The following is a 26095-nucleotide window of genomic DNA, read 5'->3' as shown; positions in this document are numbered from 1 at the left end:
GTCGAACCGAGGGCGCGTCGTGTCGAATTGACACCATTAGGCTTGCCTAACCTAAGCTCTCGCCTCGTGCTCCCGAACCAGCGGCTGTACCTGCTCGCCCTGAATCCGACCGACTCGGTCACCGAGGGATTCCTCCCCGCCGCGCACCGCCTCGGCCTCCCCGTCACCCTCCTCACCGACCGGCCCGACGACCACCGTGAGCGGTGTCCGGACGGCGTCGATCTGCGGAAGTGCGACGTACGCGACTTCCGGGCGGTCGTCCGTCTGATCTCGGCCGATGCGGAGCCGGGCGCGGTCTTCACCAACAGCGACCACCTCCAGACCCAGGCGGCACTGGCCGCCGCGTACTTCGGGCTCCCGGCGAAGAGCTGGCGGGCCGCGCTGCGGACGAAGGACAAGGCGCTGATGCGCCGTCACCTGGCGTCCGCGCTACCGGAGTCGGACCGGGTCAGGTCGGTCGAGGTGCCCGCGGGCGCCGATCCCGCCGCCGCACTCGGCCCCGTCGCGGATCTCCCGTACCCCTGTGTGGTCAAACCACGTGAGGGGGTGGCGAGCGAGGACGTGGTCCGGGTCGACGAGCCCGGTGAGCTGGTGGCGCGGTGCGCGGAGATCCAGGGGCGGCGACCGGGCGAGGCGCTGGTCGTGGAGGAGTTCCTGGAGGGCGGGCTGCACACCTTGGAGACCCTGGGCGACGGCCGGGTCCTGCATGTGCTCGGCGGTTTCCGCACGGAGCTGTCGCCGCCGCCGTACTTCATCGAGGAGCGGCTGACCTTCGTGCCCGCCCATCCCGAGCCGGTCGTGACCCAGGTGCTCGGCCAACTCGCCGCCCTGGGTGTGGGGTTCGGCGCCTGCCACACCGAGTTCGTCGTCGATGCCACGGGACGCGCCCGGATCGTGGAGGTGAACTACCGGGCCATCGGCGACCAGTGCGACCTCCTGCTCGCCGACCTGCTGGGCATCCCCCTCTTCGCACACATCCTGCGCGTCCATCTGGGCGAGGCCCTGCCCGCGGACCTGGGTGCGCGCAGGGGCGGAGCGGCGGTGCTCGACTATCCGTACGCACGGACATCGGGCACTCTCACCCAGGCGCCCGGACCGGTCGAACTCGCCGTGGGCGGCGTGACTTTGACGTACCGTCCGTTGCGGGAGACAGGCGAGTGGCACGAACTGCATCACACGAACCGTGACCTCCTCGGCGTCATCCGGGCGACCGGCCCCGACCAGGGATCCGTGGACCGGGCCGTGGCGGACTTCCGTGCCACTCAGCGGTGGGAGATCACCCCGTGACGGTCACCGGCGAGCCCCGGGGCGAGACGGACGCCCCCACCGACGGACTCCTCCTGCGGCGCGTGCTGGGCGCACTGCTCCGCGAGGACGTCGCCGGTCTCCGTACCCGTACCGAGACCGTCGAGGCACCCGACGGGAGCTGGCTGAGCCTGCCCGCCGCGCACGGTGGCGCGCTGCTCCTCCCCGTCGAACGGGACGGATTCCAGGGCGAGTTCACGGCACGCCTGCCCCTGTTACGGCGTGCTTCCGACGGGACGGATCTCACCACCGTCGACTCCGTCCTGGCCGCCTTGACCGAGCAGGCCGACCCCGAGGACCGCGCCGGATTCGCCGCGTACGCCGACGAGTGCCGCCAGGCCGCCGACACGCTGCGGCTGCACCGCGCGACCCAGCACACGGTGACCGCCCGCCTCGCCGCCCGCTACGGCGAGGATCCGGCCGGCTGGACGGGACCCGTCGCCTCCCTCGCCTTCGACACCCTCGCCGCCCGCCTCGACCACCCGGTCCATCCGACCGGCCGCACCCGCACGGGCATCACGGAGACACAACTCCGTGCATATGCACCCGAGTTCCATCCTCGTTTCCGGCTGCGCTGGCTCGCCCTGCCCCGCGAATCGGTGACCGATCAGGGTCCCGTGCCGGACGGGTGGCCGAGCCCGTCCACGCTCGGGCTCCCGTCCCCGCTCGACAGCACCCACGTCACCCTTCCCGTCCATCCCCTCACCGTCCGCCCACGTCTGCGGGATCTTCTGCGCGACAAGGGACTCGAAGGGCGGGCGGTCCTCGCCGAACGGGCGTACGCGGAGGTCGTCCCCACGCTGTCGATGCGGACCGTGGCGCTCTCCGGCACACCCGGAACGCATCTGAAGCTGCCGCTCATGACCTCGACGTTGGGCCGTCTGAACCTGCGGACGGTCAAGCCGGGAACCCTGCGCGACGGTGCCGCCTGTCAGCGGCTGCTCACCGCCGTACTCGCCCGCGAGGGTCGCTTCCGGGACACGGTCCTGCTCGCCGACGAGACGTCCTTCGCCCACGCGGATCATGAACTCCTGGCCGTCCTGCGGCGCCGCTGTCCGAGCGGCCTCGACGGCACGGTCACCGTCCCCATGGCGGCGCTCCTGAGCCCGGACCCCACACAGGGTGGGCGCCTGGTCATCGACCGGCTGGCCGACCGCTTCCACGGCGGCGACCCGCTCGCCCTCCTCGACGCCGTACTCACCCTCCTCTTCGACTGGCAGACCACTCTCTTCGGCTACGGGATCGCCCTGGAGTCGCACCAGCAGAACATCTCCCTCGTCCTGGACGACCGCCCCGGACGACCGCCGCTGCGGCTGCTGTTCAAGGACAACGACGGCCCCCGGATCAACACCGTCCGGCTGACGGCGCGGCTGGGTCCCGAGCCGCCGGGGCTCGCCGACTTCGACGACGCGCGCATCCCGCGCACCGACGACGGCCCGGTGGCCGACCTGTTCACCACGATCACCGTCCATCTCTGCGCGGGCGCCTACGCGTTCGCCCTCGCCCGGCACGGCCACGCCCCGCTCGGCCGGCTGCTCGGGCTGATACGCGACCGGCTCGGCGCGGCCGTCGAACGGCTGGGGACGCGCCCGGGTCAGCCGGGCGCCGTCCTGCGGACACGCGTCCTCGACGCGGAACGCCTGCCCGTCAAGGCGATGGTGACGGCGGGCACCCTGCTCACCAAGGAGCGTTCGGGCGCGTCGGACATCAACAAGCACTACACCACCGGTCCCAACTATCTTCTGCGAGGTGCGTGACCCGCCGATGGCCAGCACACTCTCCGGTTCGCCGTACGCCCCGGCACCGCTCTCGGCCCTGCCCACCGCCGACCTGGCGGTGGCCCACACCCTCCTCAACTGTCTGCTGCGCGAGGTGTCGGCGCCCGAGCGGCAGACCGCCGTCGTCGGCGACCACCTGCTGCTGCGGCTGCCGCGCCGCGGCGTCCTGCTGCGCGTGGCGCTGCGCCGCACCTCGCTCCTCGGCTCCCCGCGCTTCACCGGGCCCGTCAGCGAACAGCGCGCCGACGGGGACGGCGACGACTGGACCGAGGTCGGCTGGTCCCGTCTCGCCGCCCATGTGCGGGACGAACTGTCCCTGCGCACGGGCGTCGGCAACGACGAATTCCTCGACCAGGTCGCGGCCAGCCATCGCGGGGTCGCGGCGGCGCTGGCGCTGCCCAGAGCCGACAGCGGTCCGGTGGGCGGACCTGGGCGGGGCGCGGACGACCGGCTCGCCGCCTATCTCACGTCCGAGCAGTCCCTCGTCCTCGGCCACCGTTTCCACCCGACGCCCAAGGCGCACAGCGGTGACCCGGTCCGCTGGGCGGCGTACGCGCCGGAAGCCGGGGCGTCGTTCCCGCTGCGGATGCTCGCCGTACGCGAGGAGTGCGTGGCCCAGGAGTGCGCGGGACCCGGCGCCGCCGAACCGCTCGACCGGCTGCACCCCGTGCCCGACGGCTACCGGCTGCTGCCCGCCCACCCCTGGCAGTACGAACTCCTCGCCGGGCACCCGGGGTTGAGGGCCGCGCTGGACCGGCGCGACGTCCTGGACCTGGGCCCCGGCCGCACCCCCGTCACCCCGACGGCGTCCGTACGCACCGTCCACACCGGCTCCGCCCCGGCGGGGAAGAACCCGGCGGGGAGGAGCCCGGCGGAGGACGCCTTCCTCAAGTTCAGCCTCAATGTCCGGATCACCAACTGCCTCCGCAAGAACGCCTCGTACGAACTGTCCGGTGCCGTCGCGCTCACCCGGCTGCTCGCCCCGGCCTTCGCGGATCTCGCGGCCCGTTTCCCCGGTACGGCGGTCCTGCGGGAGCCCGCCTACCGGAGCCTCGCCGTCGCCGGACCCGACGGGCGCCCCGACCCGGCGCTCCTGGAGGGCTTCGGCGTGATCGTCCGCGACGGGCTCGCCCGGCGTGTGCGGCCCGGCACGACCCCGCTGCTGGCCGCCGCCGTCGCCGACGAGTACGCGACCGGTCCGGCCCATGTGTCCCGGCTCCTCGCGGGCGCCGGGCCCGAGGACGTCCTGCGCTGGTGGACCCGGTATCTGCGGCTGCTCGTGCCGCCGGTTCTCGCGGCCTACTTCGACCATGGCATCGTCCTCGAACCGCACCTTCAGAACGTCGTGGTCTGCGTGGACGACGACGGGCGGCCCGCGCAGGTCGTCTTCCGCGATCTGGAAGGCACCAAGCTGCTGCCGGGACCGCACGCCGACGCGCTCCGCTCGCTGCCGCCGGAGGTGGCGGGCCCGCTGACGTACGACGCCCGGCGCGGCTGGGACCGGGTCGTGTACTGCCTGGTGGTGAACCACGCGGCGGAGCTGCTGGCGGCGCTCGCCGATCTGCGTCCGTCCCTCGAACGCGCCCTGTGGGAGCGGCTGCGCGACACGCTCCAGGAGTACGGGCGCGAGCACGGCTGCCCGCCCCGGCTGCGGACCCTCCTCGCGGGCGTACCGCTGCCCGCGAAGGCCAATCTGCTGGCCCGCTGGGAGCGTTCGGCGGACCGGGACGCGGAGTACGTGCGGCTGCCGTCGCCCCTCGCGGACACCGGGTCCGACGCTGCCGGGTGGAGCGTCCGATGAGCGACCCGTCCCGTGTGCCGGTCACCTCCCAGGTCCGTGAGCACGCGCTGTCCCTCGGCCCGGAGGACCTGCCCGCGTACCTGTACGACCTCGACGCCCTGCGCGACCACATGGCATCGGTACGCTCCGCGCTCCCCCGGGGCGTCGAGGTGTACTACGCGGCCAAGGCGAATCCGGAGCCGGCGGTCCTCACCGCGCTGGCACCTTTCGTGGACGGCTTCGAGGTGGCATCCGGTGGCGAACTCGCCCATGTGGCCGAGGCGGTGACGGATCGTCCGCTGGCGTTCGGTGGGCCCGGGAAGACGCCGGCCGAGGTGACGGCGGGGCTGGAGCGGGGGGTGCACCGGTTCCATGTGGAGAGCGCGTACGAGCTGCGGATGCTCGGGCATCTCGCGTCCCGTGTCCGTCGCCCGTCCGGTGGCGCGGCGGCGCCCGTCGGTGTACTGCTCCGCTTCAACCTGCCGGTGGCCGGGCGCGCCCTGGACAGCGGGTCACTGACCATGGGCGGCCGGCCGACCCCGTTCGGCCTGGATCCGTCCGAGGCGGACGAGGTCGTACGGCTCCTCACCGATGGAACCTTCCCGCACCTGGAGTGGCAGGGTGTCCACGCCCATCTGGTGAGCGGACTCGACGCCCCCGGTCTGCTGGAGGTCGCCGCCTCCGTGGTGAGCTGGGCCGCCGCTCTCGGTCGGCGGCACGGGAGGGAGATCCGCGAGGTCGACATCGGAGGCGGTATGACCGTCGACTACGCCCGCCCCGGCGCGCGGTTCGACTGGGTGGCGTACGGCACCGGTCTCGCCGAACTCGCCGCCCGGTACCCGGGGTTGACCCTCCGCATCGAACCGGGCCGCGCCCTCACCGCGTACTGCGGCTGGTACGCGACCGAGGTGCTGGATGTGAAGCGCAGCCACGGCGAGGACTTCGCGATCGTCCGGGGCGGTACGCATCATCTGCGGACCCCGGCGACGAAGGGCCACGACCAGCCGTGCGCGGTCCTGCCCGTGGAACCCTGGCCGCACCCGTGGCCACGGCCCCCGGCGGTACGGGAACGGGTCACGCTCGCCGGTCAGTTGTGCACGCCGAAGGACGTACTGGCACGGGGTGTGCCGGCGGCCGGGCTGCGGGCCGGGGACCGGGTGCTGTTCGCGCTGGCGGGGGCGTACGCGTGGAACATCTCCCACCACGACTTCCTGATGCATCCCCGGCCGGGCTTCCACTTCCTGGGCGCGACCGGGACCCCTCCTCAAGCAAGCCCCGGGCCTGCCCCGAGCGAAAGACCTTAGTCCGCTCTCCGATGGGCGCCGTGTGTCTCCGCCGGGGCCTGGACGACGGTGATCCCGCGCGCCCGCAGTTCCTCGACGATGCGGGGATCCGCTCCGTCGTCGGTCACCAGCGTCCAGTCCGGCCGGAGCGGGGTCCAGGTGTGGAACGGGCGGCGGCCCAGCTTGGCCGCGTGCGCCAGGACGTACACCCGGTCGGCGCGTCGGGCCATGAGTTCCTTGAGGCGCGTCTGTCTCAAGTCGGCCTCGCAGATGCCGTGTTCGGGCGAGACCCCGTCCGTGCCCAGGAAGAGCCTGTCGAACGTCAGGCGCTCCAGGGCGGCCTCGGTGAGCGGTCCGACGAAGCCCTGGCTGAGCGGGCGCAGTGTGCCGCCGAGGCATTCGACGTGCACCGACTCGACGTCGGACAGCTCCTGAAGGGCCGTGAGCCCCGTGGTCACCACGGTCACGTCCTCCGCCGTACGCAGCTCATGGGCGAGCGCGCCGACGGTGGAACCCGCGTCCAGCAGCAGCGTCTCCCCCGGCCTGACCTCCGCCGCCGCCCAGCGTGCGATGGCCTGCTTGGCCTCGAACGCCTCGCCGGTGCGCTGCCTGAGCGACGCCTCGGGGTGCGCGGCCAGCGCCATGGCTCCGCCGTAGGTGCGGGCGAGTTGGCCGTCGGTGGTGAGCTTCGCGAGGTCACGGCGGATGGTGGACGCGGTGACACCGAACAGCTGGGAAAGCTCCTCCACACTGGCGAGACCGGTGGTGGTGGCCAGGTGGACGATACGGTCGCGCCGGGCCTTGGATCCGATGGCAGACATCAGTCCTCTGTCCTCAGTCCTCTGTTGGTCCGCTGTTCCCGATACAGACGCACACGGAACAGGTGGTCAGTGGGCCGGAGTGGTGGACATCTCGGCGGCCAGGCGCAGCGCCTCGACCATGCTACCGGCCTCGGCCCTGCCGGTACCCGCGATGTCGAAGGCGGTGCCGTGGTCGACGGAGGTGCGGATCACCGGCAGCCCCACGGTGAGGTTGACGCCGGCTTCGATGCCCATGACCTTGACGGGGCCGTGTCCCTGGTCGTGGTACATGGCGACGATCAGGTCGTAGTCGCCGCGTGAGGCGAGGAAGAACGCGGTGTCGGCGGGGAGCGGGCCGACCGCGTCGATGCCATCGGCGCGCAGCACCTCGATGGCCGGGACGATCTTCTCCTCCTCCTCGCCGTAGCCGAAGAGGCCGTTCTCGCCGGCGTGCGGGTTGATGCCGCACACCCCGATGACGGGGTCGGTGACCCCGGCCCGCACCATCGCCTCGTGGCCACGGCGCACGGTGCGTTCGACCAGTCCCGGTTCGATGCGGCGCACGGCGTCGATCAGACCGATGTGGGTGGTGACGTGGATGACCTTCACCTTGGGTGTGGACAGCATCATCGACACCTCCTCGACGCCCGTGAGGTGGGCGAGGAGTTCGGTGTGGCCGGGGAAGAGGTGCCCGCCCGCGTGCAGCGCCTCCTTGTTGAGCGGGGCGGTGCAGATGCCCTGCACGTCGCCGCGTACGGCGAGTTCGGCGGCGACCCGCACGTACTGGTAGGCCGCGTCACCCGCGACGGCCGACAGTTGCCCCCAGGGGAGGTCGGCGGGGAGCAGGCCGAGGTCGACGACGTTGATGCGGCCGGGCGTGAACTCGGCCTCCTGCGGGGTCTCGACGGTCACGATCTCGCAGTCGGCGCCGAGGATGCGGGCGGCCTGCCGGAGGCGTTCCGCGTCGCCGATGACGACGGGGCGGCAGCGCGCCGCGGTGTCGGCGTGGAGCAGCGCCGGGACGATCACCTCGGGGCCGATGCCGGCACCGTCGCCCATGGTGACCGCGATGATCGGAAGCGGCCGGGCGGCCGTTCCGGTCTGCTGCGTGGGGGCGGTCGTCGGGGCTGCGTTCACTGGATTTCTCCTTGCGGTACGGATGTCTCGGGCGGTGGGGATGTCTCGGGCGGTGGGGAGGCAGGCGCGACGAACGCCACGCCCGGTGCGGAGGGGTCGGCGGCCGGTGGTGCGGCGACCGGGCGGGACAGAAGGGGTGTGCGGAGTTGGCCGGGTCGCAGGGCGTCGGCGATCCGCAGGAGTGATCCGGTGTCGCCGTGGCTTCCGGGCCGGGTGACGACGGAGCGGCCGTCGGGGGTGTGGCCGTGCACGGCGCCGTGGTGGATCTGCCGGACGGGGCGGAGCTGGTCGATGCCGAGGGCGTCCAGGACGCGGCGCGCGGTCTCGCCGCCGGTGAGGACGAGATCCGTGGGACGGTCCACGGCGGCGACGGCCCGCGCGAGCCCGGCGACCACGCGACGGGCCGAACCGGGCCTGACCCCACGGGAGTTGTCGACGCTGACGACCGTGATGCCGTGCGGGTCGACGGGGAACGGCAGGGGCGGGCCGTTCTGGGCGAGCAGGTCGGCGGACAGGGCGGTGTGATGTGCTCCGGCTGCGGTGAGTTGCGCGATCTGCGCAACGGCGCTCGGTTCGGCGGTTCCGACGACGACCAGCAAGGGCCGGTGCTCCGTGGCCGGCAGGGGCCGGTCCTCCGTGCGGGCGCCCCCCGGTGGCGGTGCGTCAGCGGCGTCCGGTGCCGGGGGCGGTTCCGGGCAGAGTGCCGGGGCGAGTACCCGGCCGAGCGCCGAGGCGAGGCCGCCGCTTCCGATGAGCCGTACTCCGGGCCCGAGGTGGAGCGTGGCGGCCACGACGGCGTCGAGGTCGGCGTCCGTCTCGGCGTCGCAGACGGGGCACAGCCCCGCCGCGACGAGGTCGTGGAGGAGTGCGGCGAACTCCCGGCGGGATGCGCGCACCGCGGAGAGCGGCACGCTCCGCGTCGGCAGATCGCCGAGCGCCGCGCGTACCGAGCGAGGTACGGGGGCGGCCTCGGCACGCCAGGCGTCCGTGGCGTGCAGTGGGGTGCCGTGCAGGTGGACGACGCCGTCGCGGACGGTGCGGCCGGCCGTCGGCAGGGCGGCGGCGATCACGACGCCCCGCGCGCCCCGGGCGTAGGCGGCGGCCTCGGACGCGAGATTGCCCCGCAGCAGTGAGTCCGTCTTCTTGATCATCAGCGTGGGTGCGGCGACGCCTTGGACCGCGTCCCGGACAAGGCGCGCGGCCTCGTCCGCCGCCAGGTGCCGGGTGTCCAGGTCGAGGACGAGCGCCTCGCCGTCGGCGGGCGGCGGGACGGCCGCCGGGCCCAGGACGATCCGGCCGGGGATGCGCAGCGCCGCCGCCGTCTCGGCCGCGCCGGACAGGTCGTCGGCGAGGGCGAGGACACGGCGTGGGGCGCGTACACCACGGCTGGCGAGTACCACCCATACCTCCTCCGGACGGGCCCGGTCGGGCCGCTTCGGTGCCTGATGATGACACAGGTTGCGCGAACCGCGCGAGACCCCTTGCGCGAAACACGCAAGCATGCCACCTTGTGCGGCGCGACACCTGTTGGTGCGGGCAGCCGGCGGTCCAGGACGAAAAGGACCGCGGCCCGCCCGGCACCAGCAGCCCGAGCCGGTCGCCTCCCAGAACCCGAGAAGGTCGACGATGACCCCTACTCCCCCGAGCGATCCCCTCGACGCTCCCCGGCGCGAGCCCGTCAGCCGCCGCACCCTGCTGCGCTGGGGCGCCGTCGGCGGCGCGGGCGTCGCTCTCGGCCCGCTGGCCGCCTGCGCGGGCCCGACCGGCGCCCCCGGCCCCGGCACGCTCACCCTCGGTCTGAACCGCTCCCTGGTGAGCCTCGACAACAAGCTCAACCAGTTCGACGCGGCCGTCACCGTCCAGCGCGCGGTGCGTCAGGCGCTCACCCGTGTCGGTCCCGGCATGAAGCCGCGGCTCGTCCTCGCCGACCGGTTCGAGATGGCCGAGCCCACCGCCTGGTCCGTGCGGCTGCGCGAAGGCGTGCGCTACTCCGACGGGTCCCCGGTCACCGTCGAGGACGTCGCCACCGCCCTGACGATGTACGGCAAGGTCAACGGTTCGTTCCTGCTCGGACTGTTCCCCGAGCTGCCCACCGTGGAGAAGACCGGCGCCCGTACCTTCCTGCTGCACACGCAGCGGCCCGTACCGGTGCTCGACCGGCTGATGGCCAACATCCACATCACGCCCGCCGCCGCCAACCGGCCCGAGGAGCTGCAGACCGGTCTCGGCTCCGGCCCGTACCGCGTGCTCAAGGCCAACTCGGGCGCCGGTGAGTACACCCTCGGCCGCAATCCGAAGTACTGGGGACCGCGCGCCCGCGTCGAGACGGTACGCGTCCGGTTCGTACCGGAGGAGTCCAGCCGCGTGGTCGCGCTGCGCAGCGGCGAGATAGACGTCGTCGACACACTGACCCCGGACTCCGCCGAACAGCTCACCGGGCTCCCGGGCGTCGAGGTCGAGGAGACCTCCGGTGTCCGCATGTGTCAGCTCTTCTACAACTTCCGCAAGCCGCAGGGGACCCCGCTGGCCGACCCCCGGGTCCGCCAGGCACTGACCTACGCGATCGACGGCAAGGCCCTCGTGGACGACGTCCTCAACGGATCCGCCGAGGCCGCCCGCGGTGTGGTGCCGCTCGCCCTCGAAGGCGCGGTACCCACCGGCTCGTACACGTACGACCCCGGCCGGGCCCGCGCGCTGCTCACGTCCCTGGGCGCCGCCGATCTGCGGATGCGGATCATCTGGGAGTCCGGCGAGTTCGCCGCCGACACCTCCGTCATGGAGGCCGTGGTGGACATGCTGAAGAACGTCGGCGTGCGCGCCTCGCTCCAGCAGTTCCAGCCCGGCGGCGACATCCTCACCTGGCGCCAGGGCAAGGCCGGCGACTGGGACGTCATCGGCAACGGCTACGGCAGCCCCACCGGCCAGGCGCTGACCGTACTTCAGGGCATGTACGGCGGGACGGCGGCGAAGGAACGTACCCGCGACGCCTTCATGGGATACGTCGTACCGCACGTCGAACGACAGCTCACCGCCGCCTCGACACAGGTCGACGACGCCGAACGCACCCGGCAGCTCGCCGAGGTGCAGAAAGCCATCTGGGACACCTGGCCCAGCCTGTGGGCGTTCGCCCCGAAGACGCTGCTGGCGCGCAGGGACCGGGTCCGGGACCTTTCGCTGCTGACCATCAACTCCTACGACCTGTCCGCCGTGCGGCTGGAGGGCTGAGCCGTGCCGAAGTATCTCGCCCGCCGGCTCGGCCAGAGCCTGCTGACCGTCTTCCTCACCGTGACGACCGTCTTCCTGCTGGTACGTATCGCGCCGGGTGACCCCGCTTCCGCGTACGCCGCTCCCAACGCGACGTCCGCCGATCTCGCCCAGATCCGCGCCCAGTTCGGCCTCGACCGGCCACTGGTCACGCAGTACGGCATCTTCCTGCGCGATCTGTTCAGCGGGGACCTCGGCACCAGCTACTCCTTCCACGCACCGGCGCTCGACGTGGTCCTCGACCGGATGCCGTACACCCTCACGCTCGCCGTCTCCGCGATCACCGTGACGGCCGTCGTCGCCGTGCCGCTCGGTGTGTGGATGGCGCGCCGCGCCGACACCAAGCGCGAACTGGGCGCCAACGTCCTCACCATCGCCGGGCAGTCCATGCCGGACTTCTGGACCGGCGTGATGCTGCTGACCGTCTTCGCCGTGCTGCTTCCGGTGCTGCCCGCCTCCGGCTTCACCTCCTGGAGCGGTCTCGTGCTGCCGACCCTCACGGTGGCGGTCCTCCAACTGGCGCTGATCTCCCGGCTGGTACGGCGCGAGATGAGTACCGCGCTCGCCTCGCCGTACATCACCGTCGCCCGTTCCCGCGGCTTCTCCGAGCGCGCCCTCACCTGGCGGTACGCGCTCGCCAACTCGGGCGTTCCGCTGCTGACCGCCATCGGTACGCGCTTCGCGGCGCTGCTCAACGGTGTGGTCGTGGTCGAGGTCGTCTTCGGCTGGCCCGGCGTCGGCTCGCTCGTCGTCCGTGCCCTGGAGACCCGCGACTATCCGCTCATCCAGGCCACCGTGCTGGTCACCGCCACGCTCGCGATCCTCGTCCAACTCCTCGTCGACCTCGCCTACCCGCTGCTCGACCCGCGGGTGCGCCTCGGAAAGGCGGCCTGAGACATGACCACCGCCCTGCGTCCCGCCGCCTCGTCCGGCGACCCCTCCTCCGGCGGCTCCACCGGGGACGGCCGCCCGAGCGCCGTCACCGCGCGCGCTCTCGCGCGGGCCACCGCCACCCGGCAACAGCGCGGCGCCCGTTTCAAACTGTGGGCGGGCACGCTGTGCACCGCGCTCGTCGTGCTGCCCGTGGCGCTGGCGGGGCTGCTGCCGCTACCCGGAGCCGACGCACAGGACCTGTCACGGCGCCGGCTGCCGCCGCTCAGTGAGGGGCATCTGTTCGGCACCGACCAGCTCGGCCGCGATCTGCTCTCGCGCATCCTCCACGGCGGTCAGGTGTCCCTGTCGGTCGGCATCCTCGCCGTCCTCGTGTCGGGCCTGATCGGTATCGTCGCGGGCTCCGCCGCCGGGTTCTTCGGCGGCTGGGTCGACACGGCCGTCTCCCGGCTCCTTGAGGCCCAGCTCGCGCTGCCGCTGCTGATGATGCTGCTCCTCGTGGTCGCCCTGTTCGGCCCCTCGGTCACCGTCATCACCTGTGTGATCGCGGTCGCGCAGTGGCCGGAGGTCGCGCGGCTCACCCGCTCGCTCGTCCTCGTGGAGCGCGAGAAACCGTACGTCGCCGCGGCCAGGGTGCTCGGGCTGCGCGGCTGGTCGGTACTCGTCCGGCACGTGATCCCCAACGTGATCCGCCAGGCGAGCCTGGTCGTCCTGCTGCTGCTCGCCCAGGCCGTCCTCCTGGAGAGCGCGCTCAGCTTCCTCGGCGCGGGCCCGCAGCGGCCGTTCGCGACCTGGGGCCGGATCATCTCCGACGGCCAGGACTACCTCACCACCTCGTGGTGGCTGGTCACCCTGCCGGGCCTGGTCATCGCCCTGCTCGTGGTCGGCGTCAACCTGATCGGCGACGGCCTGCGGGACCGTACGCGCACGGTGAAGGCACCGCGCGGCACATGGGTGCCCCGGGGGATGCGCGCGGCACGCTCCAGGAAGGGAGTCTGAGCCATGACGGATGTTCCGCTCCTGGACGTCGAGGACCTCCAGATCGAACTCATCACCGCGCGCGGGATCGTGCGCGCCGTGGACGGCGTGAGCTTCACCGTGGGCGAGGGCGAGACCGTGACGCTCATCGGCGAATCGGGCTCCGGCAAGTCCACCACCGCGATGGGTGTGCTGCGGCTGCTCCCCGAGGGGCTCGCGGTGCTCTCCGGCAGTGTGCGGATCTCGGGCCGGGACGTCGTCGCCGATCCGGCGGCGGCCCGCGCGGTGCGCGGCCGGACCGTGTCGCTGATCCCGCAGGACCCGATGACGGCGCTCAGCCCGGTCCACACCATCGGCCGGCAGCTCGGCGACGCGCTGCGGCTGCGCCATCCCCGGATGTCGCGCGCCGAGATCCGCGAGAAGGGCACCGACCTGCTCGCCCAGGTCCGTATTCCGCAGCCGGATACGCGCTGGAAGGCCTATCCGCACCAGTTCTCCGGCGGCATGCTGCAACGCGTCCTGATCGCCGTCGCGCTCGCCGGTGAGCCCCGGCTGCTGATCGCCGACGAGCCGACCTCCGCGCTGGACGCCACCGTGCAGGCCGGGGTGCTCGATCTGCTGATGGAGCTACAGGAACAGGAGTCGATCGGGATGCTCATGATCACGCATGATCTGGGGGTGGCCCGGATCGTCTCCGACCGCATCCATGTCATGAAGGAGGGCAGATTCGTGGAGTCGGGACCCGCCCATCAGATCGTGGAGCGGCCCACCCAGCCGTACACCCGCGACCTGCTCGCCGCCGTGCCCGGACTCGGCGCCTGGGACGAGGACGCACTGCCCGGAACCGCACAGCCCGGAACCGCCGTACAGGAGGTGTCCCGGTGAGCGCCCCTCCCAGCGGTACGGGGGCCGCTCCCCGCGCCGACGAGCCCGCCCCGGACGCGGACCGACCCTTCCTTCAGGTCGAGGACCTCGTCGTCGAATACCCCACGGCGCGAGGACCGTTCCGCGCCGTGGACCAGGTGAGTTTCGAGCTGCCGCGCGGCGGGTCGCTCGCCGTCGTCGGCGAGTCCGGGTGCGGGAAGTCCACGCTCGCCCGTGCCCTGGTCCGGCTGTTGAAGCCCACAGCGGGCCGGATCGTGCTGGACGGCACGGACATCGCCCCGCTGTCCGAGCGGCGGCTGCGACCGCTGCGGCGGCGGGTGCAGATGGTCTTCCAGGATCCGTACGGCTCCCTGGACCCGCATCTGACCGCCGGACAGATCGTGGCGGAGCCCCTGCGCCTCGCCGGCGTGACCGACCGGGCGGAACGGGCGCGCCGCGCCGCCGAACTCGTCGACCGGGTCGGGCTGCCGTCCACCGCACTGCACCGCAGGCCCCCGGAGTTCTCCGGCGGGCAGCGCCAGCGCATCGGCATCGCCCGCGCACTCGCCTCCCGGCCCGAGCTGCTGGTGTGCGACGAGGCGACCTCCGCGCTCGACGTCTCCGTCCAGGCCCAGGTCCTTGAGCTGCTGCGGGAACTCCAGGCCGAGACCGGCATCGCCTATCTCTTCATCGCCCACAACCTGGGCGTTGTCCGGGAGATCAGCACCGACGTCGTGGTGATGCACGCGGGCCGGATCGTCGAGACCGGTCCGACCAGGTCCGTCCTCGCGTCGCCGGCCGAGCCGTACACCCGCGCGCTGCGCCGCGCCGCGCTCGATCCCCTGGCGATCCGGGGCCTGAAGCCACGTCATCTGCTCAGCGCCACGGCCGCTACGGCCGCCACGGCCTCCGGGACCCCCGCTTCGGCATCACGTCCGTCCGGCCCGTCCGACGCCCCCATCAGTACGTCCGTCACCCCCTCGGGCGCCACCGCACCGGAAGGCAATCTCCCGTGACCACCGGCACCACCGGCACCACCGGCATCGATCTGCCCCACGTCCCCGTCCCGCTGTCCCGGCTCGTCCTGGGCACCATGACCTTCGGTGACACCGTCGACCGGGCGGGCGCCGCCGCCATGCTCGACACCGCGCTCGACGCGGGCATCACCGGCGTCGACACCGCCAACGGCTACGCGGGCGGCGAGAGCGAACGCATCCTCACCGAGCTGCTGCCCGGCCGCCGCGACCGCATCGTCCTCGCCACGAAGGCCGGGATCCCGCACCCGGACCAGGGCGGGCACGCGCCGCTGTCCGCCACCGGGATGCGGTCCGCGCTGGAGGGCAGCCTCCGGCGCCTCGGCACGGACCACGTCGACCTCTTCTATCTGCACCAGCCCGACCGGTCCACGCCACTCGCCGAAACGCTGTCCGCCGTCGCCGAGTTCCTGGCCGAGGGCAAGATCCTCGCCCTCGGCGTCTCCAACTTCGCGGCCTGGCAGATCGCCGAACTCGTCCGTACGGCGGACGAGGTGGGCGCGCCGCGCCCCGTCGTCGCGCAGCAGCTGCACAATCTGCTGGCCCGTCGGCTGGAGGAGGAGTACGTGGAGTACGCGGCCGTGACCGGGTTGCGCACCATGGTCTACAACCCTCTCGGCGGCGGCCTCCTGACAGGGCGTCACCACTTCGGCCACACCCCGGACTCCGGTCGGTTCGGCGACTCCAAGCTCGCCAGGATGTACCGCGAGCGCTACTGGGACGAGCGGCTGTTCGACGCGGTCGGGCAGCTCTCCCGGATCGCCGAGAAGGCCGGTCTTCCCCTCACCGAGCTGGCGCTGCGCTGGCTCCTCGACCGGCCGTCCACCGACGCGCTGCTGCTCGGCGGTTCCCGTACCGAGCATCTGCGGGCGAATGTCGCCGCCGCCCAGGCCGGTCCGCTGCCCGCCGAGGTGACGGCCGCCTGTGACGAGGTCGGCGCCGCGCTGCGCGGCCCGATGCCCGCGTACAACCGCTGACCGGACGACCACCGGCCACCCGCCACCCGCCACGGCCACCGCTCGGCAGAGCACCCCGCCCCCTCACAAGGAGTTGTCCCCATGACCCGCGACACGCCCGGTACGCCCGCCGCCTTCGCCGCCGCCCTGCGCGCCCGCGAACAGCTCGTCGGCTACTGGTCCGTCCTCGACTCCCCGGTCACCACCGAACGCATCGCGCGCCTCGGCTACGACTACGTGGTGCTGGACGCCCAGCACGGTCTGATCGAGTACGCGGGTCTGCTCGCCTCTCTCACCGCGATCGACACCAAGGGCAGTACGGCCGTCGGTCTGGTCCGTACCGAGGCCAACGACCCCGCGCCCATCGGCCGGGCGCTGGACGCGGGGGCGGCCGGGGTGATCGTCCCGCTGGTCGACACCGCCCGGGACGCGGCCGACGCGGTGGCCGCCGTACGCTACCCGCCGCTCGGCCGCCGCTCCTACGGCCCGATGCGCTCCGCGCTGCGGATCGGACCCGACCCGGCCGACGCGCATGAGCAGACGGTCGTCCTCGCGATGATCGAGACGGCGGACGGGCTGGCGAACGTCGAGGAGATCTGCGCGACGGACGGCCTCGACGGCGTCTACATCGGACCGTCGGATCTGCGGATCGCCCTGGGCGGGACCACGTCCACCGACCCGGCGGTCGACGAGGTGTTCGAGGCCGCGCTCGTCAGGGTGCGTGAGGCCGCGGGCGCCGCCGGGATCGCCGCGGGCATCCACAACCCCGACGGTGGATCCGCCGCGAGGCGTCTGGCCGAGGGCTTCACGTTCGCCACCGTCGCCAGCGACCTCACCCACCTGGAGCAGGTCGTCCGCAGCCATCTCGCCGCCGCGCTCGCCACGGGCACGGGTGACGGCCGGTGAGCACTCCCGCACCCGGTACCAGCGCGTTCGTGCCGCCCACCCCGGCCGCCGACGGTGTCCTGCGTCCGCATCCGACGGAACCGGGCCGTGCGCAGGCCCAGTTGGCCGCGCCCGCCGCGCAGAGCCATGCCGCGAACCTGACGGTGCTGCCCGGCGGCGACCTGGCCTGCGTCTGGTTCGGGGGTACGCAGGAAGGCGTCGCGGACATCTCCGTCTGGTTCGCCCGGCTCGCGGAGGGCGCGGACATCTGGTCCGCGCCGGTCCGGCTCTCCGACGACACCACCCGGTCCGAGCAGAACCCGGTGCTGTTCCCCGCGCCCACGGGCGAGCTGTGGCTGCTGCACACCGCCCAGCGGGCCGGCCATCAGGACACCGCCGAGGTACGGCGACGGGTCAGCCGGGACAACGGGGTGACGTGGGGTCCGTCCCGAGTCCTCTTCCCCGCCACGGCCGGGGGCGGTGTCTTCGTACGCCAGCCGGTGACCGTGCTCCCTTCGGGGCGCTGGCTGCTGCCCGTGTTCCGCTGTGTCACCGTGCCGGGTGAGCGCTGGTCGGGTGGCCGCGACACCAGTGCGGTGATGGTCAGCGACGACGCCGGGGCGACCTGGAGCGAGCGGCCGGTGCCCGGCTCCACGGGTCTGGTGCACATGAACGTCCACGCGCTGCCGGACGGTTCGCTGGTGGCCCTGTTCCGCAGCCGGCGGGCGGATCACGTCCACCGCTGCACCTCACGGGACGGCGGGGAGACCTGGACGGAGCCGGAGCCGCTGGGCATCCCGAACAACAACTCCTCGATCCAGTTCACACCGCTGGCCGACGGGCGGCTCGCCCTGGTGCACAACGCGAGCAGCGCCGTCGACGCCACCGAGCGGCGGGTGTCGCTGTACGACGAGATCGACGACGACGGGGTGAACGACGGTCCGACGGGCGAACGCGCGCCGGACGAGGGGGCGCCCGGCGAAGGTCCGGGCACCGCGTTCTGGGGCGCCCCCCGCGCCCCGCTCTCCCTCTCCGTGTCGGCGAACGCCGGCCGGACCTGGCCGGTCCGCCACGATCTGGAGACGGGCGACGGCTACTGCCTGACGAACAACTCGCGGCACGGCCTGAACCGCGAACTGTCCTACCCGTCCCTCGCCCAGGCGCCCGACGGAACCGTCCACGTCGCCTACACCCGTCACCGCCGCACGATCGCGTACGTGCGTCTCGGCCCCGACTGGATGGCCGGGACCTTCCCTCCGGTCACCCGGCCGCGTACGCCTCCAGTTGGTCCACCAGCTCACGGGGGTGGCTGAGCGGCGCCAAATGGCCGCCGGGTACCTCGTCCGGGGTGATCCCGAGCCGTTCGCGGGCGACGCGCCGCTGGAAGTCGGCCGGGAAGAAGCGGTCGTCGCGTCCGGTGATCACCCGGGTCGGCACATCGGGCCAGGCGTCGAGGGTGAACGGGCTGCCGAAGGCGGCCTCGGACTCGTCCCGGTTGTTCCCCATCAGCCTGTCGATCTCGGCCTGGGACATGTCGTGCAGGAAGTACGTGGCGAGGTCGAACCCGGCGTCGGGGTCCCGGCCGTCGCGTACGTCGTTCGCGCGCATCGCGGCTGCCTGGCCCGTGCTGTCCCACCACTCCCCCGGAGTCTCGCCCGGCAGGGGGATCATCGCGTTGACCAGGACGAGCAGGGACACGGGCAGCCGGGCGCACACCAGCGGCGCCGTGAACCCGCCCAGGGACTGCGCGACGACGACGAGCCCGCCCGGCGCGTCCCCGCCGGCCCGGCCGACGGCCTCGACCACGGCGTCGGTGTACTCCGGCAGCCCGGCGGCCGGGTCGTCGCCCGGCAGGTCCACGGCGAGCGAACTCCGGCCGCGGCGGCGCAGCTCGTCCTCGACCGGTTGCCAGAACGCGGCGACGCCGCCCGCTCCGGGAATCAGCACATAGGTGCTCATGACGCTCCTGCTTCCGTGGGCATGAAGCCCGACGCTTCCCTGGACATGAAGCTCGACCTGAACCTCGATGTGAGGCTCTATCCGAACCTCGATGCAGACCGGGATGCAGACCCCGAAACGCTCCGGATCTCATCGGTCGGCCCCCTGCTGCCCCGGTCCGTCTCGCCGGGTGGGCCGCGGCGGGACGACCTACGATGGCGGCGACGCCTGGGGAAGGTTCCTCGTATGACGAAGCTCGGACTCCCGGACACCATTCTCGCCTGCCTGTTCGACCTCGACGGAGTCATCACCAAGACGGCCGTCGTGCACGAGGCGGCCTGGAAGGAAACGTTCGACGCGTTCCTGCGGCAGCGTGACGGCGCCGGTTTCCGGCCCTTCGACGCAGCGGACTACGACCAGTACGTGGACGGTCGGCCGCGCGCCGACGGTGTGCGGACGTTCCTGGCCTCGCGCGGGATCCGGCTGCCCGAGGGCGGACCGGACGACCCGCCGGACGCCCCGCCCGACAAGATCACCGTCCAGGGGCTCGGCAACCGTAAGAACGCGCTGGTCCTTGCGAAGATCCGGACGGGCGGGGTCGAGGCGTACGACGGCACGCTGCGGTACATCGACGCGGTCCGCGCGGCCGGGCTGCGGACGGCGGTCGTGTCGTCCAGCGCCAACTGCCTCGACGTGCTGCGCGCGATCCACGCGGAGGCCCTGTTCGACGTCCGGGTGGACGGCGTGGTCGCCGTCGAGCGCGGGCTGCCCGGCAAGCCGCACCCGGACACCTTCCTCGCGGCGGCGCGGGACCTCGGGGTCCAGGCGTCGCGGGCGGCGGTCTTCGAGGACGCGCTCGCCGGGATGGACGCGGGCCGCTCGGGCCACTTCGGGTATGTCGTCGGCGTGGACCGCGTGGGCCAGGCGGACGCGCTGCGCGCGCACGGCGCGGACACCGTCGTCAAGGATCTCGCGGAGCTGGAGAACGGGGCATGATCACCCATTCGTCGTACGCGGTCGAGCCGTGGACGCTGCGCGAGACCGGGCTCAAACTGGACGTGCTGCCGCAGAGCGAGTCCGTCTTCGCACTGTCGAACGGGCACGTCGGATGGCGCGGCAACCTCGACGAGGGAGAGCCGCACGGGCTGCCGGGCTCCTATCTCAACGGCGTCCACGAGGTGCATCCGCTGCCGTACGCCGAGGCGGGGTACGGCTATCCGGAGTCCGGGCAGACCGTCATCAACGTCACCAACGGCAAGATCATCCGGCTCCTCGTGGACGACGAGCCGTTCGATCTGCGCTACGGGCGGCTGCACTCGCACGAGCGGGTGCTCGATCTGCGCGGCGGCACCCTGGAGCGGACCTGCGAGTGGACGTCACCGGCCGGCTGCACGATCCGGGTGCGCTCCACCCGGCTGGTGTCCTTCACCCAGCGTGCCATCGCGGCCGTCTGCTACGAGGTGGAGGCCGTCGAGGGCGAGGTCCGCGTCGTCGTCCAGTCGGAGCTGGTCGCCAACGAGCAACTGCCCACCATGGTGGGCGATCCCCGGACGGCGGTGGCCCTGGAGTCGCCGCTGGACCCCGAGGAGCACTTCGCGGTGGGCAGGCGGCTGAAGCTCGTGCACCGCACCCGCACGAGCGAACTGCGGGTGGCGGCGGCGGCCGACCATGTCGTCACGGGACCCGACGGGACGAGCACCGACAGCGAGTCGGTGGACGACACCGCCCGGCTCACGATCACCTCCGTCCTCTCCCCCGGGAACAAGCTGCGCCTGGAGAAGATGGTGTCCTACGGCTGGTCCGCGACGCGTTCCCTGCCGGCCGTGAGCGACCAGGTGGACGCGGCGCTCGCGGCGGCGACGGCCAGCGGCTGGCAGGGCCTCGTGGACGAACAGCGGGCTTACCTGGACGACTTCTGGGCGCGCTCGGACGTCGAGGTCGACGGCGACGAGGAGATCCAGCAGGCCGTCCGGGTGGCGCTGTTCCATGTGCTCCAGGCCGGCGCGCGGGCGGAACAGCGGGCGATTCCGGCGAAGGGCCTCACGGGGTCCGGGTACGACGGGCACGCGTTCTGGGACACCGAGATCTTCGTGCTGCCGCTGCTGACGTACACCGCGCCGGGCGCCGTCGCGGAGGCGCTGCGGTGGCGGCAGAACACGCTGCCCGCCGCGCGCGACCGGGCGGCCCAGCTCGGCCTCCAGGGCGCGGCGTTCCCGTGGCGCACCATCGACGGTTCGGAGGGTTCGGCGTACTGGCCCGCCGGTACCGCCGCCTTCCATGTGAACGCGGACATCGCGGACGCCGTCCTGCGGTACGTGGCCGCGACGCAGGACGAGGTCTTCGAGCGGGACACGGGGGTCGAACTCCTGGTGGAGACGGCCCGGTTGTGGCGGTCGCTCGGGCATCACGACCATCACGGCAAGTTCCACATCGACGGGGTCACGGGCCCCGACGAGTACAGCGCCATCGCCAACGACAACACGTACACCAACCTGATGGCGCGGACGAATCTGCTGGCCGCCGCGGACATCGTGGAGCGGCATCCGCACCGCGCGGCGGAACTCGGCGTCGACGACGAGGAGAGCGCGAACTGGCGCGACGCCGCCGACGCCATGCACATCCCCTACAACCACGAACTCGGCGTCCACGAACAGGCGTCGGGGTTCACGCGCTACCAGGTGTGGGACTTCGACGGGACGCGCGCCGACCAGTACCCGCTGCTGCTGCACTTCCCGTACTTCGACCTGTACCGCAAGCAGGTCATCAAGCAGGCCGACCTGGTGCTGGCGATGTACAAGTGCAGTGAGTACTTCGACGAGGAGCACAAGGCCCGCAACTTCGACTACTACGAGCCGCTGACCGTCCGCGACTCGTCCCTGTCGGCGTGCTGCCAGGCCGTCATCGCGGTGGAGGCGGGCCATCTCCACCTCGCCTACGACTACTTGGCCGAAGCGGCGCTGATGGATCTGGAGGACCTGGAGAAGAACACCAAGGACGGGCTGCACATCGCGTCCCTCGCCGGGACCTGGATGGCGCTGGTCGCCGGGTTCGGCGGGATGCGCCACGTCGGCGACATGCTGGAGTTCACCCCGCGGCTGCCGGAGAAGTTCAGCCGGCTCGCGTTCACGATGGAACTCCTGGGGCGGCGGCTGCGGGTGGAGATCACGGCGGCCACGGCGACGTACACGCTGATCGCGGGGGCGCCGATGAGGATCCGCCACTACCGCACGCCGCTGACGGTGACCCTGGAGAGGCCGCTGAGCCAGGACATTCCGGCGGCGACGGTACGGCCGGCGCCGGACCAGCCCGCGCACCGGAGGCCGAACCACCGGAAATGAGGGGCGGCGGGATCGAGGGGGCGCCGATAAATCCCGTGGACGTCAGGTGGTGCGGGTCCCTAAGGTGATCACGTGTCCAGCCCCGAGGCGTCCAGACTCTAGCCACCGGTTCTCAGTCCGGTGGCTGCTCGCGTGGAGCCCCGAGCCGTAGCGCTCCGGGCCGTACACCCCTGTGCGTCTGCCGCATCTGTTGCATCTGTGCCGTGAACCCCGGGTGTTGCCGCGAGTCGCCGCTGCCTTTGTCGATCCTCGATGCGGTTGCGGAGTTCTGCTGTGCCTCTGGCTCTCTATCTGCTCGGACTGGCGGTATTCGCCCAGGGAACGTCCGAGTTCATGCTGTCCGGTCTGCTTCCGGACATCGCGCGTGACCTTCATGTGTCCGTCCCGATGGCGTCGTCGCTGACCTCGGCGTTCGCCGTGGGCATGGTCGTCGGCGCCCCGGTGATGGCGCTGGCGAGCATGCGCTGGTCCCGTCGGAACGCTCTCCTGTTCTTCCTGGTCCTGTTCCTCCTCGTCCACGTGGTGGGCGCCCTCACGTCCAGCTTCTGGGTCCTGCTGGCCACGCGGGTCGTCGCGGCGCTGGCCAACGCCGGTTTCCTCGCGGTCGCCCTGGTGACCGCGGCCTCTCTCGCCGGCCCCGGGGCCAAGGGGCGCGCCACGTCGGTCCTGCTCGGCGGGGTGACGCTCGCCTGTGTCGCGGGGGTTCCCGGCGGTGCGGCGCTCGGTCAGCTGTGGGGCTGGCGGTCGGCGTTCTGGGCGGTGGTCGTGGTGTCGGTACCGGCGGTCTTCGCCATCCTGCGGTCGGTTCCCGCCGGTTCCGGTGACGGTTCCCTCGGCGAGGTGCGCGAGGCTTCCGGCGGGCGCGGTCGCGTCCGGGCCGAGTTCCGTGCGCTACGGCGACCCCGGCCACTGGTGATCCTGGCGCTCGGCGCCCTCGTGAACGGCGCCACCTTCTGCACCTTCACCTATCTGGCGCCGCTCGCCACGGATGTGTCCGGCATCGGCGCCGGCTGGGTACCGGGCGTTCTGGCCCTCTTCGGCCTCGGGTCGTTCCTCGGCGTCACTGTCGCGGGCCGCATCGCCGACAAGCGTCCGCTGCCGGTACTGGTCACGGGTTCCCTTGCCCTGTTCCTGGGCTGGGTGGTGTGCGCGCTGACGGCGGGCAGCCCGGCGGTGTTCCTGCCGCTGATCCTGGTACAGGGCGCGCTCTCCTTCGGCGTCGGATCGACGCTGATCGCGCAGGCGCTGTACGCGGGTGCGGGCGCGCCGACGCTGGCCGGTGCCGGTGCCACGGCCGCGTTCAATGTGGGGGCGGCGCTCGGGCCCTGGCTCGGCGGTGTCGCGATCGGCGCCGGGTCCGGGTACCGGCCTGCGGTGTGGGTGAGCGCGACACTGGTGGCTCTCGCCCTGGTCACGGGCGGTGCGGCCCTGTCGGCGGGGCGTCACGCGGTGCGCCGCCGCGAACGCTCCGGGCTCCAGGCTCCGGGCGACACGTACGGGGTGAGCTGAAGGCCTACTCGCAACGGGGGACCGGCCACACGGGCCGGCCCCCAGGGCCTTCCAGGGCGCGTCGTCAGAACCGGCCGGTGACCTTCTCCGGAGTGACGCGGACGATGATGCGGTCGCCGTCGTTCTTCGACGCCGGGTTGAAGGTGGCGTAGTCCTGGCCGGTGTACTTGTGCGCCAGCGTGTTCACGAGTTCCTTGGCGGCGTCCGGTGTGACGGTGGCCGTACCCCGGATCTCGGCGTATGTGTACGGGTTGTCTGCGGGGCTGATCAGGACGGTGACCCGGGGGTCACGGGCGATGTTCCTGCCCTGCTGCCGGTCCACGGTCGTGGAGAACAGCAGGTCGTCGCCGTCACGGATCATCCAGACCACCGTCAAGTGCGGTCGTCCGTCCGGGAGTACGGTCGCCACGGTCACGAACGCCCGTGAGTCGTCGAGGTACTTCTTCAGGTCGTCGGAGAGACCAGCTGCCACGGTCACGATCCTTACGTAGGAGAAGGACAGGAAAAGGACAGATCGCCGCACGCCGCGCACGAGCACCGCCCGCACGGCCCGCACGGCCCGCACGGCCCGCGCCCAGTGCAACGCCGTCCAGGGCGCCGGACATTCCTGGGCCGGGCTCAGCAGCGCCGGTACACGTGTCCGTCCGCCCCCGCCGGTTCCACGTCCCGGTCCCGCAGGGTGATCGAGAGGGTCTTGGCCCAGGTGTCACAGGCGGTGGTGAAGTCGGTGTCCGTGTACTCGATGTCGAAGACGCGGCCCCGGTAGGCGTCGGTGAAGTCGCCGCACTCGTCGTAGCGGGCGCACTCCTCGACCACGGCGAAGTCGAAGCCGACGCGGGCGCGGTGCGGCAGCAGGTCGGTGGTGTTCTTCTGCGCGATGGCCAGGCCCTGTTCGTGGGCGCGGTCCGCGAGGAGCGTCGCGAAGGCGACGGCGTCGGGCGCGCCGAGCAGGCCGTCGGAGCGCTCGTAGGAGTCGAGGTTGTCCGGCTCCACGGCGTCGTACCCGGCGTCGGCGCAGCCGTCGATCCAGGGGCCGACGACGTCCATGAGGGCGTCGCGGCGGGCGGGTGTGCCGATGTCGAGGAGGGGTTCCTCCCAGTCCTCGTCGATGACGAGAGCACCGTCTTCGTCGCGCAGGAGCAGGTCGGGGTGGTGCTTCTGCCACCAGGTGACGGCGTCGCCGGGCTGGGCCTGGAAGGCGTTGACGTAGCAGATGTTGTAGAGCCCGGGGACCGGCTCCGCGGTGCGGTCGCGGGCGACGGCGCGCACCTGGTCGGGCGGCGGGTACGGTCCGCCGAGCTGGTAGTCGAAGGCGGCGCCCGCCACCGGTTTCCGCACGGAGGGACGGGTGGGCGCGGAGCCCCGGTCGTCGTCCTGTTCTCCGGTGTCCGGGGACGAGCAGGCCGCCGTGAAGGTGAGCAGCAGGGCTGCGGCGCCGAAACCCGCCAGGCGCCGAACGGTTCGCGTCACCTGGTACCCGGCCGTGGAGTGTCGGGGTGCGCCGCCGCGTACAGCGAACCGAGGAGGGCGAGCGAGTCGGCGTCGGCGCTGCCCGGCGCCGCGGTGCCGACGAGGAGGTACTGCCCGGGTGTGCCCTGTACGTCGAACGCCTGGTAGGTCAGCGTGACGCGGCCGACGTCGGGGTGGTCGAAGACCTTGGTCTTGCTGCCGAGCCGCGCCACGTCGTGGTCGCCCCACAGGGCGGCGAACTCCTCGCTGCTGTCGAGGAGTTCACCGACGAGCGCGCCGATCGCGGGGTCACCCCTGTCCTCTCCCGCCGCCAGCCGCAGCGCCTCGACGGAGTCGCGGGCGACGGCGGCCCAGTCGGCGAACAGCTCCCGGGCCGCGGGGTCGTGGAAGAGGGAGCGGACCATCCGGCGGGGGTCGGCGAGCGGCGCGAGGAGCGCGTCGGCGAGCGTGTTCGACGCCAGGACCTCCAGGCGCCGGTTGACGACATAGGCGACCGCGCCGGGGAAACCGTCCATCAGCCGCAGCAGGGCGGGGTCCACGTCGTCGGGCCGCTGCGCGGGCTCCGCCTTCGGTACGAGTCCGGCGAGGCGGTACGCGTGCCAGCGGGCGTCCGTGTCGAGGCGGAGGGCGTCGGCGATGGCGTCGACCACCTGGTTCGACGGGCTGCGTTCGCGGCCCTGCTCCAGCCGGGCGTAGTAGTCGGCGCTGACGCCCGCCAGGACGGCGACCTCCTCGCGCCGCAGGCCCGCGACGCGTCGCGGGCCGGAGCCGGGCAGGCCGACGTCCTCCGGCTTCAGCCGGGCACGCCGGGTGCGCAGGAACTCCCCCAGCTCGTAACCGCTCATCCCCGAATCCTATGCTCCCGCCGATTCCCCACGGCTCCAC

22 protein-coding genes are annotated in these 26095 nt (G+C 72.5%); 15 read left to right on the top strand and 7 right to left on the bottom strand.

Translation table 11 applies throughout. The annotated features are described in order from the left end of the window. Positions 1-66: 66 nt before the first annotated feature. Genes ACIQNU_RS10910 through ACIQNU_RS10895 form a run of 4 tightly spaced genes read left to right on the top strand, consistent with a single transcriptional unit; the run spans position 67 to position 6167 of the window. On the top strand, positions 67-1287 hold the full coding sequence (locus ACIQNU_RS10910) for an acetyl-CoA carboxylase biotin carboxylase subunit family protein (protein ID WP_401364007.1): 1221 nt from the start codon (positions 67-69) through the stop codon (positions 1285-1287). After that, complete coding sequence (locus tag ACIQNU_RS10905) at positions 1284-3062, top strand: IucA/IucC family protein (RefSeq protein WP_401364005.1); 1779 nt, start codon at positions 1284-1286, stop codon at positions 3060-3062. The genes ACIQNU_RS10910 and ACIQNU_RS10905 overlap by 4 nt, the downstream gene beginning before the upstream one ends. A gap of 7 nt (positions 3063-3069) precedes the next feature. Then, complete coding sequence (locus ACIQNU_RS10900) at positions 3070-4884, top strand: IucA/IucC family protein (protein WP_401364002.1); 1815 nt, start codon at positions 3070-3072, stop codon at positions 4882-4884. Further along, positions 4881-6167, top strand: coding sequence for a type III PLP-dependent enzyme (locus ACIQNU_RS10895; protein WP_401363999.1), 1287 nt, complete (start codon positions 4881-4883; stop codon positions 6165-6167). Before ACIQNU_RS10900 ends, ACIQNU_RS10895 begins: the two co-directional genes overlap by 4 nt. Here the strand turns inward: ACIQNU_RS10895 and ACIQNU_RS10890 are convergent. The 3 genes from ACIQNU_RS10890 to ACIQNU_RS10880 all read right to left on the bottom strand — a co-directional run bounded on the left by ACIQNU_RS10890 (position 6164) and on the right by ACIQNU_RS10880 (position 9483). Next, the gene (locus tag ACIQNU_RS10890) at positions 6164-6967 is read right to left on the bottom strand and encodes a DeoR/GlpR family DNA-binding transcription regulator (RefSeq protein WP_401363996.1); all 804 of its coding nucleotides are present in this window, start codon (positions 6965-6967) and stop codon (positions 6164-6166) included. The genes ACIQNU_RS10895 and ACIQNU_RS10890 overlap by 4 nt on opposite strands. A gap of 66 nt (positions 6968-7033) precedes the next feature. Next, positions 7034-8083 (bottom strand): 4-hydroxythreonine-4-phosphate dehydrogenase PdxA, encoded by a 1050-nt coding sequence (gene pdxA / locus ACIQNU_RS10885; protein WP_401363993.1) that lies wholly within the window; start codon positions 8081-8083, stop codon positions 7034-7036. Continuing rightward, positions 8080-9483, bottom strand: a complete 1404-nt coding sequence (locus ACIQNU_RS10880; RefSeq protein ID WP_401363990.1) for a four-carbon acid sugar kinase family protein — start codon at positions 9481-9483, stop codon at positions 8080-8082. The genes pdxA and ACIQNU_RS10880 overlap by 4 nt, the downstream gene beginning before the upstream one ends. 226 nt (positions 9484-9709) lie before the next feature. Between ACIQNU_RS10880 and ACIQNU_RS10875 the strand changes: the two genes are divergently transcribed. From ACIQNU_RS10875 to ACIQNU_RS10840, 8 genes are all read left to right on the top strand, one after another. Beyond that, positions 9710-11308, top strand: coding sequence for an ABC transporter substrate-binding protein (locus ACIQNU_RS10875; RefSeq protein WP_401363987.1), 1599 nt, complete (start codon positions 9710-9712; stop codon positions 11306-11308). 3 nt (positions 11309-11311) lie between these two features. Then, on the top strand, positions 11312-12241 hold the full coding sequence (locus tag ACIQNU_RS10870; RefSeq protein WP_401363984.1) for an ABC transporter permease: 930 nt from the start codon (positions 11312-11314) through the stop codon (positions 12239-12241). A 3-nt stretch (positions 12242-12244) separates the two neighbouring features. After that, positions 12245-13237, top strand: a complete 993-nt coding sequence (locus ACIQNU_RS10865; protein ID WP_401363981.1) for an ABC transporter permease — start codon at positions 12245-12247, stop codon at positions 13235-13237. Between the two features lie 3 nt (positions 13238-13240). Beyond that, complete coding sequence (locus ACIQNU_RS10860) at positions 13241-14101, top strand: ABC transporter ATP-binding protein (protein WP_401363978.1); 861 nt, start codon at positions 13241-13243, stop codon at positions 14099-14101. Further along, positions 14098-15096, top strand: coding sequence for an ATP-binding cassette domain-containing protein (locus ACIQNU_RS10855; protein ID WP_401363975.1), 999 nt, complete (start codon positions 14098-14100; stop codon positions 15094-15096). The genes ACIQNU_RS10860 and ACIQNU_RS10855 overlap by 4 nt, the downstream gene beginning before the upstream one ends. Beyond that, positions 15093-16091, top strand: a complete 999-nt coding sequence (locus ACIQNU_RS10850; RefSeq protein WP_401363973.1) for an aldo/keto reductase — start codon at positions 15093-15095, stop codon at positions 16089-16091. The genes ACIQNU_RS10855 and ACIQNU_RS10850 overlap by 4 nt, the downstream gene beginning before the upstream one ends. Before the next feature lie 81 nt (positions 16092-16172). Continuing rightward, on the top strand, positions 16173-16976 hold the full coding sequence (locus tag ACIQNU_RS10845; protein WP_401363970.1) for an HpcH/HpaI aldolase/citrate lyase family protein: 804 nt from the start codon (positions 16173-16175) through the stop codon (positions 16974-16976). Next, the gene (locus tag ACIQNU_RS10840; protein ID WP_401363967.1) at positions 16973-18268 is read left to right on the top strand and encodes an exo-alpha-sialidase; all 1296 of its coding nucleotides are present in this window, start codon (positions 16973-16975) and stop codon (positions 18266-18268) included. Before ACIQNU_RS10845 ends, ACIQNU_RS10840 begins: the two co-directional genes overlap by 4 nt. On the opposite strand, the gene ACIQNU_RS10835 is transcribed toward ACIQNU_RS10840, so the two are convergent. Further along, positions 18216-18914, bottom strand: a complete 699-nt coding sequence (locus tag ACIQNU_RS10835; RefSeq protein ID WP_401363964.1) for an alpha/beta fold hydrolase — start codon at positions 18912-18914, stop codon at positions 18216-18218. The two genes, ACIQNU_RS10840 and ACIQNU_RS10835, sit on opposite strands and share 53 nt — an antisense overlap. 225 nt (positions 18915-19139) lie before the next feature. On the opposite strand from ACIQNU_RS10835, the gene ACIQNU_RS10830 reads away from it, so the two are divergent. The 3 genes from ACIQNU_RS10830 to ACIQNU_RS10820 all read left to right on the top strand — a co-directional run bounded on the left by ACIQNU_RS10830 (position 19140) and on the right by ACIQNU_RS10820 (position 23740). After that, complete coding sequence (locus tag ACIQNU_RS10830) at positions 19140-19889, top strand: HAD family hydrolase (RefSeq protein WP_401363961.1); 750 nt, start codon at positions 19140-19142, stop codon at positions 19887-19889. Further along, a complete protein-coding gene (locus ACIQNU_RS10825; protein ID WP_401363959.1) occupies positions 19886-22231 on the top strand; it encodes a glycoside hydrolase family 65 protein in 2346 nt (781 codons plus the stop codon). Before ACIQNU_RS10830 ends, ACIQNU_RS10825 begins: the two co-directional genes overlap by 4 nt. A gap of 273 nt (positions 22232-22504) precedes the next feature. Then, on the top strand, positions 22505-23740 hold the full coding sequence (locus ACIQNU_RS10820) for a Cmx/CmrA family chloramphenicol efflux MFS transporter (RefSeq protein WP_401363956.1): 1236 nt from the start codon (positions 22505-22507) through the stop codon (positions 23738-23740). A 64-nt stretch (positions 23741-23804) separates the two neighbouring features. Here ACIQNU_RS10820 and ACIQNU_RS10815 read toward each other — a convergent pair whose 3' ends face one another. The 3 genes from ACIQNU_RS10815 to ACIQNU_RS10805 form a co-directional block, all read right to left on the bottom strand. Beyond that, on the bottom strand, positions 23805-24212 hold the full coding sequence (locus ACIQNU_RS10815; RefSeq protein WP_401363953.1) for a PPOX class F420-dependent oxidoreductase: 408 nt from the start codon (positions 24210-24212) through the stop codon (positions 23805-23807). A gap of 146 nt (positions 24213-24358) precedes the next feature. Continuing rightward, positions 24359-25210 carry an endo alpha-1,4 polygalactosaminidase gene (locus tag ACIQNU_RS10810; RefSeq protein ID WP_401363950.1) on the bottom strand — a complete coding sequence of 284 codons (852 nt, stop codon included), beginning with the start codon at positions 25208-25210 and terminating at the stop codon, positions 24359-24361. Continuing rightward, positions 25207-26055, bottom strand: coding sequence for a helix-turn-helix transcriptional regulator (locus ACIQNU_RS10805; protein WP_401363947.1), 849 nt, complete (start codon positions 26053-26055; stop codon positions 25207-25209). The genes ACIQNU_RS10810 and ACIQNU_RS10805 overlap by 4 nt, the downstream gene beginning before the upstream one ends. Positions 26056-26095: the final 40 nt, after the last annotated feature.

The sequence above is a fragment of the Streptomyces sp. NPDC091292 genome, assembly GCF_044757265.1.
Lineage (GTDB): Bacteria > Actinomycetota > Actinomycetes > Streptomycetales > Streptomycetaceae > Streptomyces.
The sequence above is the reverse complement of the archived record's forward strand: the minus strand, read 5'-3'. Positions and strand labels throughout refer to the sequence as shown.